Source organism: Sphingobium sp. EM0848 (assembly GCF_013375555.1).
Taxonomy (GTDB): Bacteria; Pseudomonadota; Alphaproteobacteria; order Sphingomonadales; family Sphingomonadaceae; genus Sphingobium.
Map to the genome: position 1 here is coordinate 839045 of NZ_JABXWB010000005.1, position 12871 is coordinate 851915.

Annotated in this window: 10 protein-coding genes; 6 read left to right on the plus strand and 4 right to left on the minus strand. The window is 56.6% G+C overall.

The window, feature by feature from the left end; genetic code table 11:
- Positions 1-62 precede the first annotated feature (62 nt).
- Both HUK73_RS21995 and HUK73_RS22000 read right to left on the minus strand, forming a co-directional pair.
- A complete protein-coding gene (locus HUK73_RS21995) occupies positions 63-983 on the minus strand; it encodes a TauD/TfdA family dioxygenase (protein ID WP_176593946.1) in 921 nt (306 codons plus the stop codon).
- A gap of 464 nt (positions 984-1447) precedes the next feature.
- A complete protein-coding gene (locus HUK73_RS22000) occupies positions 1448-2131 on the minus strand; it encodes a TetR/AcrR family transcriptional regulator (RefSeq protein WP_176593947.1) in 684 nt (227 codons plus the stop codon).
- A gap of 578 nt (positions 2132-2709) precedes the next feature.
- Here HUK73_RS22000 and HUK73_RS22005 point away from each other — a divergent pair.
- On the plus strand, positions 2710-3462 hold the full coding sequence (locus HUK73_RS22005) for an N-acyl homoserine lactonase family protein (RefSeq protein WP_176593948.1): 753 nt from the start codon (positions 2710-2712) through the stop codon (positions 3460-3462).
- A 101-nt stretch (positions 3463-3563) separates the two neighbouring features.
- Here HUK73_RS22005 and HUK73_RS22010 read toward each other — a convergent pair whose 3' ends face one another.
- Complete coding sequence (locus HUK73_RS22010; protein WP_176590134.1) at positions 3564-4934, minus strand: IS1380 family transposase; 1371 nt, start codon at positions 4932-4934, stop codon at positions 3564-3566.
- Between the two features lie 386 nt (positions 4935-5320).
- Between HUK73_RS22010 and HUK73_RS22015 the strand changes: the two genes are divergently transcribed.
- A complete protein-coding gene (locus HUK73_RS22015) occupies positions 5321-5782 on the plus strand; it encodes a hypothetical protein (RefSeq protein WP_176593949.1) in 462 nt (153 codons plus the stop codon).
- Positions 5783-6143: 361 nt separating this feature from the next.
- On the opposite strand, the gene HUK73_RS22020 is transcribed toward HUK73_RS22015, so the two are convergent.
- Positions 6144-7277, minus strand: coding sequence for a CapA family protein (locus tag HUK73_RS22020; protein ID WP_176593950.1), 1134 nt, complete (start codon positions 7275-7277; stop codon positions 6144-6146).
- 295 nt (positions 7278-7572) lie between these two features.
- On the opposite strand from HUK73_RS22020, the gene HUK73_RS22025 reads away from it, so the two are divergent.
- From HUK73_RS22025 to HUK73_RS22040, 4 genes are all read left to right on the plus strand, one after another.
- Entirely contained in the window at positions 7573-8421 is an 849-nt protein-coding gene (locus HUK73_RS22025) for an SDR family NAD(P)-dependent oxidoreductase (protein ID WP_176593951.1), read from the plus strand.
- 76 nt (positions 8422-8497) lie between these two features.
- Complete coding sequence (locus HUK73_RS22030) at positions 8498-10012, plus strand: AMP-binding protein (protein WP_176593952.1); 1515 nt, start codon at positions 8498-8500, stop codon at positions 10010-10012.
- Between the two features lie 55 nt (positions 10013-10067).
- Complete coding sequence (locus tag HUK73_RS22035) at positions 10068-11570, plus strand: TonB-dependent receptor (RefSeq protein WP_176593953.1); 1503 nt, start codon at positions 10068-10070, stop codon at positions 11568-11570.
- Positions 11571-11625: 55 nt separating this feature from the next.
- Positions 11626-12780 (plus strand): IS4 family transposase, encoded by a 1155-nt coding sequence (locus HUK73_RS22040; protein WP_176590506.1) that lies wholly within the window; start codon positions 11626-11628, stop codon positions 12778-12780.
- Positions 12781-12871: the final 91 nt, after the last annotated feature.

A 12871-nucleotide genomic window follows, 5' to 3' on the forward strand; every position in this document is an offset into this window, starting at 1 on the left:
GAACATTCATTTGGGTGATGGAAGAGGACGGCATGCGGTTCCCGTGCCGTCCTCGCCCCCGCTCAGGCAGCCTGCGGCTCCAGCTTGAGCGCACGACCCTGGCGACCATCGATGCCGACCGGAACGGAGCCGGCCAGAGTGGCGCGTTTCATGACGCGCAGCTGTGATCCGAAATCGACGATGGCGCGATGCTGCGAGGCGCGATTGTCCCAGATCGCGACGTCGCCGGGCTGCCAGCGCCAGCGCACCGTGTTTTCCGGCCGGGTGATGTGGTCCTGGAGAATCGCGATGAGGTGCCGCGAATCCGACCCGCTGAAGCCCGCGAACCGCTGCATGTAGAATCCGGTCAGCAGGGCGCGCTCGCCGGTTTCAGGGTGGACGCGGACGACCGGATGTTCGCTTTCATACACTTTGGGCCGGTAGGTTTCCTTCCATTCCTTGTCCTCAGAAACATTGCCTGTCACCTCTGAGCTATCAAATGTGCTCTTGTGAATACCCCACAGATTGTCGGCGAGTGCCTTGAGAGGGGTGGGCAGGTCGGTGTAGGCGGTCGCCGTGTTCGCCCAGAGCGTGTCCCCGCCCGCTGCAGGAGAAACAACCGCGCGCAACATGGTCATGTCTGGCGGCGCCGGCATATAGGTCTGGTCGGTGTGCCAGATGTCGGCGGCATAGCCGTCCGAGGCGGAATTCAGCTCATAAAGAAAATGCGATCCGCCACCGGCTGCAATCGCTGACCCCATGCGGGCAACGAGGGCTTGCTGCCCCTCATCGTCCAGTTGTTGGTTGCGAAAAAATACGACCTTATGCCGTGCGGTCGCGGCACGGATGGCGGCGATCGTGTCACTGTCCATGTCGCCGGAAAGCGCGACACCCCGGATTTCCACGCCGATGCGTCCCCCGACCGGCGCGATGTCGAGCGGGTTCGCAGGGTCGGGCATGTTAACATAGGTCGTTTCGGACTCGGCCAGATCTATTTTGGTCATGGATATTTCCTATCAATATTCGCCAGTTCCCGTCGCGCGGTCACCTAAGGCCCATCGCGAAGTCAAAGGCCGGTCACGGCATCCGATGACAAAAGCCATCGAACGACATGACCGCGTTTCTCCAGCAGGAGCTTCCTCGAATGGTCGATGAAGTCTCCTTCCCCGCGGCGGTCTTGCAGAAACATCGTCCTCAAATCCGAATCGGGTCGAATGGACAATAGCGCGATCAAATCATGCTGCTATGTGACCAGTTGTGCTGGTATAATGGCTAATATGATCGCCTTTCGGGCTTCGATGGTTCATCGTTCCCTGTGTGTTGCGGTTTCGCGAATGGCGCCATCATTTATAGGCCAGGCCGTCTCGGCAGACGCTGGCTGAAGAGAGAAGCGGCGATGACCATTCGGCCGAGCCATGTCCCGGCTTTGCGCCAGCCGTACAGGGTTTGGACAAAAATATCGTCAGAATTAGCAGGCCATGAACATCAGATGGCTGAGTCTCATGAGGTCGGATTTGGCGGATTCGATATTCTCATTCTTCGCCTTGGGCTTGCGCCTGAACGCATCGAATCTGTCGGGATGCGCGCAAATGAAAAGCATCGACGCCACCAGATAGGAGTAGGCATTCACCAGCGTTTCACGGTTGGCATGAGGGAGAGCCGCCATTGCCCGGTCCAGAAACGCATCGGTCACATAATTGAAGTCCTTTTCAATCAAGTGCCCCCATTTGTTCATGTTAATGAGCTGGGAGAGTAATTTGATATAGGCCTTCTTCTGCCTGGACCTACCAAATCTATATTCGAAGATCGGTATGCTATAGGCCTCGACGATGCGTTTCATCGCTTCGGAAGGGGCCAACTGCGCTACATCGATTGCCGCAAGATTGGCCAGTCGTTCCTGTCCCAGGATCACCGCGCGGCGATGAATGACCTCCTCGAACAATAGTTCCTTCTTTCCAAAGTGATAAGTGCAAAGCGCAATATGCAGATCTGCTTCCACGGCGATATCGCGCAACGACGTTCCATCATATCCGTGCTCGGCAAAAAGCCGTTCGGCCGCATCCAGCAGCTTGGTCTTTGTCGCGGCCCCCGTAGGCGACTGCTTGCGCGATTTCACGGTGTCGGCAACGGATGCCTTCGTTTCAGTCTTCATTATCCGGCCACACAGAAATTTGGACGGAGCAGGATCGTCAACATAATGTCACCCATTGGACGCGATCCACCCACTTCCAGAAATTCGCATTGTAAAACGACTACTTCTTCGACAGGCAGGATATTGATCGGCTCAACCTCCGTCAACCGAGCTTTGGATGCCGGAGCCCGCATCAGTGCGGGACGTCTCGATCGGTGCATGTTCGTTCCGCTTTCATTGGGGTTCGGATCGGCCGGTCGGCTGACACTCCATGATCCGCTCCAGTTCGCTTGATGTCATAATTTGATTGGTTGACCAAATAAATAATTTGACTCCGGCAATTCCAGACCGATAACTAGGCGCAAAGACAAGCCGACAAGTGCGGCCGGAGGATGTCATGGAAGAAGTCGGGGGCATTCTGCCGTGAGAGTGGCCCTGCCTTGGCGTGCGCCTGTGTGACTGATGACGGGATTGTTGCAATCTTCCGTCCCGCCGTGGCGCGACGCGGCAGCAATTGAGATGGGAGTTTTTGTCGTCCTTTGATCGTTCCAAGAAAACGAAAGGAAGTCGAAGATTTTCTAAGAATAAAGGAGAGAAAAATGGCTAAACCGACCCGCGTGGCGCTGCTCGATATCGGCGAAATGTATGCCAAGGAATATCAGCTATTTTGGAACGTGCCGTCGGAAACGCTGGCGACCATGCCTGCCTATGGCGTTCTGATCGATCATCAGGATGGACTGTTCCTATATGATACGGGCCTGGATATCGACCTTTACAAACAGACCTTCGGGGCCGATGTGGCGTATGCGAAGCAGGCCCCGGAGCAGACATTGCATGCCCAGCTCAAACTGCTCGGCTTGACGCCTGGCGATGTGACGCATGTCATCAACTCGCACTACCATCTCGATCATTGTGGCGGGAACAAACATTGCCACAATGCCACGACGATTTGCCATGCTTGCGAACTGGAGGCGCTGGTTTCCCCCGAACCGTTCGAAGCCTTTGCCTATACTGATCGGTCTTTCCTGCCCGAATTGCCGGGAGAGCCGACACTGGACATGTACACGCCCTATTTCGAGACGCTGCGCGGCGATCAGGAGATCGCAAAAGGTCTCCACCTGTTCGAAACGCCGGGCCATACGGCGGGCCATTACAGCATGATGGTCGAACTGCCGGGGCGTCGCCCGATGCTATTCACGGGGGATGCCTGCTATGCGCAGCGCGGCCTGGACATGATGGCGATACCATCGGCTCATGTCGATCCGGTCAAGGGATATAAGTCACTAGCCCGCCTTATTCGTGACGCTCTCCCTTCTGCCGCTCACTGGCCTTTTGCACCATCGGGCTTATGATCAGGACAAGCGATCATGCTGCGTCTATTTCAGCGCGAGTGTCTGATAGGCTTTCGGATTGAGGGACGGGGCTTTGCGGTTCGGCGGCGCGGCCGCGCGGGCTATGTCTGGGTGGCCCTGAGCGCGGTGGCGATGGTCCGGAACACGGCGGCGTCGGGACAGGCCGAAGCGAAGGCGACCCGGACGCGGGAGGCGGTTTCGATGACGCGGGCGGCGATCTTGAGAAGCCGCAGGCGCAGGGTTGCGAACTCGGCGGTGGCGAGCGCGGTGGTCTTGGGGATGACCTGCTGGATGCGCCACATTAGCCAGTAGGCCGCGGTGTGCAGAATGAGCCGCATCTGATTTGCGTTGGCTGATCGGCACGAAGTGCGATCACTGCTGAGCTGTGTCTTGTGCTGTTTGATCAGGTTCTCGGCCTGGCCGCGGGCGCAATAGAGGCTGTCGTAGATGTGTTCAGCGGAGCCTTCTGCCAGGGAAGTGACGACATAGCGGATATCCATGCCCATGATGCTGGCTTCGATCCGGGTTACGACGCGGCGCTGGCATTTCCAGCTTTTCGCCCCATAGCGGATCTCGGCATAGCTGCGCAGGACAACCCGGTCTTGCTCGGCGCGCTTGACGGCGCAGGCATCAGCGGCAGCGACAATGTCTGTATTGGCGCGCAGCGCGGCATTGGTGGGAAGGCCGAAGACATAGTCGATGCCGTGCGCCTCGCAGAAGGCCATGACCTCTGGCCGGCCATAATGCCCATCGCCGCGGATGGTGATGTGCGTTTGCGGCCAATGCCGACGGATATGCCGGACAAGCCGTCGAATGTGCCCCGCAGCCTCCGCGCCTGACGGCGTCTTGCCGGTACGCAGCAGCATGGCGACCGGCCGTCCCGTCGCCGTGTCATAGATGTGGATCGGCAGGAAGCAGCGCTCGCCGTGATGGCCGTTCCAGAACGAAAGCTGTTGGTAGCCATGCACGACATCACACGTATCATCGATGTCCAGTATCACCGCCTTGGGCGGCTCGGGGTAGCTGGCGCAGTAGATGCCGACCATCGCGACCAGCATCCGCGCCAATTCGCGCGTGGTCGGCGCATTCTCCCAGCGGCTCATTGTCGGCTGGCTCGCCAGGCCTGCGCCTGAACCCAACAGTTTGCCCAGCGCCAGGCGAAAGCCTGGGTCGTCGCGCAGGGCGTCGAGATCATCGGCATCCTCGTAGCCGCAGGCAATAGCCAAAACCCGCGCTCGCAGAATGTCATCGAGCCTGTGGGTCACACGGGAAGGATCGCGCGGATCGGCAATGCAGGTGGCGAGCTGCCGGCAGATACCCATCTCGCGCTCGGCTTGCGCCAGTAGCAAAACCCCGCCGTCCGAGGTCAACCGGCCACCATCAAAGGCGGCCGTGACTTTCTTGCGCGCGACCGCTGGAAACGAAATCAGAGGCGCGCTATCGTCGCCCCCGGCGGGTGTGGCCTGTGGCATTTTTTGCCTCGTTGCAGGTTGGTCTAGACATCCAATTTCCTACAACAAGACAAAGTCTTACGCCACTCCCGCCACCCCTTCACGTCCAGCCTCATGAATACGACGGGCTAGAAAGGTTGAAGGAATTGGCCGAAAAATATGATGCCGAGTTGTTCTTCTCCCATGATTCCGAAAGCTATAAAAATTACGAGAAGGCGCCAGTCTGGTATTCTTGACGTATTCGGTAATCAGTTTGGAATTTGGGAGAAAATGTTAGGCCGAGCGAATATTTACAGCCTAGTCATCATATAAAAGATGCGCGTAAATTTCAGCGGAAGATAATCCAAACCGGACTCGCCTGGAATTCCCGGAAGGATGGTCTGCGTCATTTGAATAAGGGGCTTGTCGTGAGAAAGTTCATCAATCATGTGGACCATATTGTCTGGATAGTCCGTCCCGAAAACCAGCAACTCTATGTGGATAAGCTGTCGAAGCTGTTCCGTGTCACTTTCGAGGGGCCGGTTCTGCGCGAGGAATTTGGCGCGCAATTTTGGGTGAGCTGGGAATCCGGTCTGGAAATCTTCGCCCCGCATGGCGATGGAGACATGGCCAAAATGTGGCTCCAGCGGCTGGAGGAGCGGGGCGAAGGCGTCCTGTCTATGGTGTTTGGCGTGCCCGACATGGAGGAAGCCTGCGAACATGCATCCCAGTTGGGCTATCAAGTGTCGCCTGTCATCGGTTTTGGCGGGAACGAACCCTGGAAGCACAAATTACCAGTCTTCAAGGAAGCGACTGTTGTCGATATGCTAGGTACTATGATGGCCTTTGGTGAGATTGGCTATGCTGATGGCGTGATCGCCGAAGAATGATCGGCAATAGATGGGGCGCGTGCCGATCGGGCTACGCTCCCCCTGCATGACGCCCCATCCCGGCAATGTGGTCGCGAAACCGGCCCCATCCCGGCATGATCCGGTTGATCACTCTCTGATCGCCGGTCGAAGTCGAAATGTCCGCCGTGAACCGGCGAGCGATTGCTGCCCCTATCCCGTTGGTGCCCCCGGTCACAAGCACCGCTTGCCGAGGAACTCGTCGTCGACAAGCGGGAAAGGATATTCAGTGCTCAAGATTCACTCCATATTTCGACGAATTGAATCATGAACGAAATATTGGGTAAAAAAGGGAGATCGAAATGCCAGTATCAAATTCTGGAAAATCGAAATCTGTATTCTATTATGATATGGGGATGGATAGATAATCACCATCTACTGTGTATTGCGTGGATATTTTTTGATGCGCTGTTACCTCGCGAAGATATTCAAGCACCCGTTGGAAGCCCGGATCGCCAGCTGATTGCGGAACGGGCTGAGCGCGAGTGTTGATGACGACCGGGCGGCAAAGAATGCGTTGGATGCTTGCATCGGGTGCCAATTCGACTGACGCGATGACCGATAGAGCCATTTCGGGGTTCATTGCATAGGCCATGAACCATTCGTCATATTCCGTTGCCGCCACAGTCTCTTGATGAGCTTCGATGAGTTCACGGAATTCGGCATTGCGCGCCATCCCGGCCTCGATGATTTCGCGGGGTGAGTCGATGCAGAAGCCACTAATACTGTAAAATATGGGTTTCCCCCGGTAGACCTCGACTGCTTTTAGAAGATGTGGGCCATGTCCGATGATCATGTCCGCGCCCGCGTCGATGACCGCGCGTGCAACCTCTTTTTCATAGTCGGCGATCACACCCTTTACCAAGTGTACGCCCCAATGCAGGGAAACCGCGAGGAAGTCAGTCTGTTTCCTTGCCGCAGCGATGTCGACCAAGAGCGCGGTAAGGTCATCGCGGTCGGCAAAGGTGCGGATCCGCGGCGCCGTCCCGGGCTGGTAATCGACCTGCTCATAGAGCGTGTGCGCACGCATCGGGGCCGCGCCCGGCTTGTTGGGGCGAGCCTCGTATCCCTTGCGCAAGACGGAGCTATAGGCAAGGAACCCTATGCGCAATCCACCGCGCTCCAGGATCGCCGGTGCGCGCGCCTCCTCGATGTCCTTGCCGGCCCCGATGACGGCGAAACCCTGACTCCGCAGCGCCTCGACGGTTTCCAGAAATACGTCGGGACCAAGATCGTAGCAGTGGTTGCTTGCAAACGACACAACGTCAAGGTGTCCTAACTGCAATGCCGCGGCATGTTCGGGACAGGTCAATTCGGTAAAGCCAACGTCGGGTAGGGCGATTGTGTTACTATACAGGCGCTCATTCTGAGCGAAAACAACGTCATATTGCTCGAGAACCGGCCCAGCATGAGCCCACGCCAATTCCGGTTCGCGGTGAAATGCTGCCACATCACCTACTGCAGCCAATCGAATCATCCCAACTCCCTTCTGATAACTTTCTTTCTCGGTTAGCGATACCAAATCGATGCTGTCCCTGGTAGCAAGAACAGGCTCCGCCATAGCCGCGAGCGATTTTTGTGTTGCGCCGGGGCGCGTTCCGCGGCTGGCTATCTACCTATCTTATTCTGCAGTGACTGATTTGTGTCGCGCCCATCAATTTCGAGAGGGGGCAAGTAAATCGGCGACGCTAACGTACGCGATCAGCATGCCGGTTATTTACGGCTGCAACGGTCACATAACGATAATAAACTCACAGTTGGAGAGGCCGACGATGGATATTCGTCTGGACGGAAAGGTTGCGTTGGTAACTGGCGGTGGCGCCGGCATCGGGCGCGCGATCGCCGAAGCCTTCGCCGAGTTGGGAGCCAAGGTAGCGATCGCTGAAATCGATGGAGAAAAGGTCGAAGCCTTACGCGGTGATCCTAAAATTGGGGCTGACTCACTTGTCATCCAGGCTGACGCTCGCAAGACCGAAGATGTCGCGCAAATGATCTTCGAGATCGACCGGAAGTACGGCCGGCTCGATATTCTGGTGAACAATGTTGGCCATCACCTTAGTTGCTTTAAATCGCTCGATATGATGGACGAGGCGGAGTGGGATGCGTTGTATGATTACAATCTCCGTCACCTTTTCGTCGTTACGAAGGCGGCCATCCCCTTGATTCGCAAGGGCGGACGGGGTGGCAGTATCATCAACATTTCATCGAACGAGGGTTTCCGGGGCTATCCCTCCAACGTCGTCTATTCGGCTTTCAAGCACGCGGTTACCGGCCTTACCAAGGGTTTGGCCGTAGACTTGTCGAGCGACGCTATTCGCGTGAACCTCATCGCACCGGAAACGACGGACACCGAGTCGGTGCCGCTGAACGACCTCATCGCTCCGGAGTATCGAGAGGCTGCGGAACGCTGCATACCGCTACGCCGCTATGGCAGACCCGCTGACCATGCCGGCGCGGCGGTCTATTTTGCCGTGGATGATCTTTCGTCCTGGGTTACGGGCACGTCCATGTTGGTTGACGGCGGTTCAGGTGCGGCGGCGGGTTTTTATTCCCTGCCAAATGGACACTGGACCAACGCGCCGGTCGTTGAGCGAGAGGTCTTCAATTCAGGAAATATATGACCTGCGCTGCGACCCGAGACTCGTGGAACTGCTCGAAGAAGATCCTTGCCGATCGAATTAATAAGAGGAATTCTGTGTGAAAAACGCGCTCATTTTTGATGGCCTGGAACATTGGCGTCACGAGACGCCAGATAAGATAGCACTGGTGGAAGAGGGGGAGAGGGCTGTCACTTACGCCGAACTTGGGCGGTGGACAGATGGCGTAGCGGCGCAATTGCAGGCGAAGGGCGTGATGCCAGGCCAGGTGGTGGCCGTAACGGGTGCCAATTGTCTGGAATGGGTTGCGGCGGCGTTTGGAGCGTTGAAAGCCGGCGCAACCCTTATCCCGTTTAACGAGCGGTTCGTTCGCGACGAAATGTCGTACCTCCTGGAGACCACTGAACCCACGGTCATCATTGCAGACTCCATTCGCACCGGAATTTTGCGCGCCGCAAACGCGAGAGCACAGATATTGGCTATGGAAGACCTCGGGATCTATCGCGACGGTGCACCGGGTTGGGCACCCCCTCATATCGAATCCGATGCAATCGATTTGGTCGTTTTCACGAGCGGAAGCACGGGTAAACCCAAGGGGGTGATGTTCTCCCATGGCGGACATGTTTCCAAGATCTATGAAATAATCCTGAAAGACCGTGCACTGGATTCAAATGTACAATATTTCCTGGCACCTGCGCTGCAAAGTGGTGCCGGGTCTATGCTTGCATGCCCCATAGTACTCACCGCCGGGGGGACCTTGCACTTTATACGGAAACACGATCCTGATTTGATACTCCGCCTTTTGGTGGAGCAGCGGATTACCTTTATCCCGGGGTATCCGTTCCTGTTTGAAGAGCTTTCACGTTTGCCGGGCTTTGACGAGGCCGATCTGACGTCCCTGCGTGCAGGGCATACTGGCGGCAACCGAATACCCGATGAGTTGCTTGCCAAATGGCGCGCAAGGGGCGTTGGTCTGCGTCAAATGTATGGTCAAACAGAGGTTTGCGGTTACGCCTGCATTGCAAGCGATCGGGAGATTCTTCAGGGTAAATCATCCTGCGGCCAAGGCATGGTCCACACTGAGTTGCGGGTGGCGCGTCCTGACGGGTCGGACTGTGAGCCCGATGAACCGGGGGAGGTCTGGGTTCGCGGCCCGGGTATGATGGAAGGCTACTGGCGCAACCCAACCGCCACCGCTCAAACCATAGTGAACGGCTGGATTCGGACTGGCGATCTGGGATTGCTGGACGAAGATGGCGACTTCCGGTTCATTGATCGGGTCAACGACATGATCAAAACTGGTGGACTCAACGTTTCCCCCAGCGAAGTCGAAGGAATTATAGGAGCATTCGAAGGGGTGGTGGAGTGCGCCGTCTTTTCAGTGCCGGACAGGAAATTTGGCGAAGCGACGGCGGCTTGCGTTTACGCTGATCCGCTGCTCGATCCACAGTTGCTGTTTGCACATTGCAAGCAGCATCTCGCTGATTTCAAGGTGCCGAGTTACATCGTCCCATTTGATAAGCCGCTGCCGAGATTGGGTAACGGGAAGATGAATAAGCTTGGCCTTAAAAAAGACTATGCTGACATGGAAGATCGTTTTCATAAGTGTAGATAGATTTATGCGATATAACCATTTCTGTTATTGAAATTATAAATTGGGGAGGAGGTTTATGCGTTATTTAGAAAAGAGAAATAAGCTGGTATCGCTCACGGCAATTGCTTTGGTGATGGCGGTCTCTTCTGGTACGCGGGCTTATGCAGCAGGCGAGGCGGCGGGACCAATCCCTCAGGATATCGCCGAAATTGTGGTTACGGCGAACAAGCGTGAGGAGAGTCTGAGCAAAGTCGGCTTAACGATCAAGGCTCTTGGTGGCGAGCAACTCGAACAACAGAAGGTTACAACGCTGCAGGATCTGGCGACGGCAGTTCCGGGTCTGAGCTATAGTCAGACGGACAGTTCTACGCCTGTTTATACGCTGCGTGGCATCGGCTTTTTTGACTCGACCTTAGCTGCCTATCCCAGCGTCAGTGTTTATCTGGACGAAGCGCCGCTGTCGTTTCCAATGCTGACGAATCAGACCTTGTTCGATATTCAGCGGATCGAGGTTCTCAAGGGGCCGCAGGGTACGCTGTTTGGCAATAATGCCACCGGCGGCGCGATCAATTACATCGCCGCCAAGCCTACCGAAGACTTCCAGGCCGGTATTAGCCTGGATTATGCGCGCTTTAATACCTTCACAGCTGATGGTTTCGTAAGCGGCCCAATCAGTGACAATCTATTGACCCGAATTGCGGTCAAGGCGGTAAGCGGCGATGGCTGGCAGAGAAGCATTTCCCGGCCGAGTGATACCAACGGCGCTCCCGAGACTTTCGCTGCTCGTTTCCAGCTCGACTGGCACCCCACTGAGCGCCTTCGCATTCAGACCAACCTGAATGGTTGGCGTGACCGGACGGAGCCGACCCAGGCCCAGTTCCAGAAATTTATTCCAAACTGGCCAACTCTGCCGAACAGCGGCTTTGTGCCCTTTGTGCCGAACATCGTCGATAATTCACGGCTGGCTGATTGGACGCCCACGGACAAGCCCTTTGCTGATAACCGTTTGCTCCAGGGAACAGTGCGCGCAGATTATGATTTGAGCGGGTCCATCGTGCTGACGTCGCTGACATCCTACATCGATTACAAGCAACGCCAGCGGCCAGAAGCAGACGGGCTTGCGCAAGAGCGCGCTGATATCACCAGAAACGATGGCTATATTCATAGCTTCTCGACGGAGCTGCGTCTCGCGAACAACAGTGATCCGGTATTTCGTTGGACGCTCGGGGCCAATTATAGCCATGATGTCGTGGATGAGTACGACGATACGCTATTTCATGACGCCACATCTGCCTATACTACTGTTTTTGCCGGTCTTCCGTTCGTATCAAATGCCTTTTCCAATCATCAGGTTATGAGCAACTACTCTGCTTTCGCATCGGCAGAGTACACGATCGGCCAGATCACACTGAAGGGTGGCGCGCGATATACGCAAGCTGACCGTCAGTCAGAAAATTGCAATCTGGGATCTATATTGCCGGGTCAACCGAACTACATTCTGCAGTTTTTTAATTTCCGTTTGAATGCAAATTATCCGAACGGGACATGCAGCTCAGGCATCCCCTCATTTTTGAGATGACGTAGGGCAGGAAAGATGATTCAGCATCTCCGTGTCGAAGGGGGATCAGATTGAGATGAGCGGCAAGGCGAAGTTTTCTTCTGAGGCGGTGCATTCCTTTGTCGACGAACTTTTTGGCGCGGACCTGCACGCGAAGCGGGTGACATCGCTGGCGAAGGCGACGGTGGGCACGTTGCAGGCGTCGTCGCTGGCGGTGAGCGCGATTGGCCACGGTCTCGCACTGGCCCAGGGAGGGCTGTCGCGTCACGCGATCAAGCAGGTCGACCGGATGCTGTCGAATGACGGGATCGATGTCGACGCGCTGATGGCCGACTGGGCCGGCTATTGCCTGGGTAGCCGCACCGAGATCGCCGTCGCCATGGACTGGACCGACTTCGATGCCGACGGGCACTCGACCCTGATGCTGTCGCTGCTTACCGAGCATGGCCGGGCAACGCCGCTACTGTGGTTGACGGTACGCAAGGCGGAGCTGAAAGAGCGGCGCAATCACTATGAATATTGGATCGTCACCCGGCTTGCCGAGCTCTTGCCGACAGAAGTGAAGGTGCTGCTCGTCGCCGATCGCGGCTTTGGCGACACCAAGCTCTACGGCGTCCTCAAGGACGAGTTGCACTTCGACTATGTCATCCGCTTTCGTGGCAACATCAAGGTGACGGCCGCCGGTGAGTGCCGTCCGGCAAAGGAGTGGCTCGGCCCATCGGGACGTGCCAGGCTGTTGCGCGAGGCCACGGTCACGGCGCAGGGTTGCCCCGTCGGGGCGGTCGTGTGCGTCCAGGCCAAGGATATGAAAGAGCCGTGGTGCCTCGCGACCAGCTTGACCACGGTGACGGCCAAGACCCTCATTGATCTTTACTCGCGGCGCTGGGGCATCGAATGCTCGTTTCGCGATGCCAAGGACTGGCGGTTCGGGATGGGCATGTCGGCAACCCGCGTCTCCACGCCCGCCCGGCGCGACAGGCTGTGGCTGATCGCCGCTCTCGCCATTGTCCTCCTGACCGTGCTCGGCGCCGCCGGCGAGGCCATCGGCTACGACCGCCATCTGCGCACCAGCACGACATCGCGACGCGTGCATTCACTCTTCCGGCAGGGCGTGATGTACTATCAACTCATCCCCAACATGCCCGAGGAAAGACTACGCCCTCTCATCCTACAGTTCGAGAACCTTATCCGCCACCATCAGCTCCTCAAACGGACTTTCGGAATCATTTGAATGAGGGGATTCATGAGGACATGCAGTATTTTTACAGTCAGCTCTACAGGTCTCATACTCGCTCCTTTTCACGGCACACTTAACCAGAACA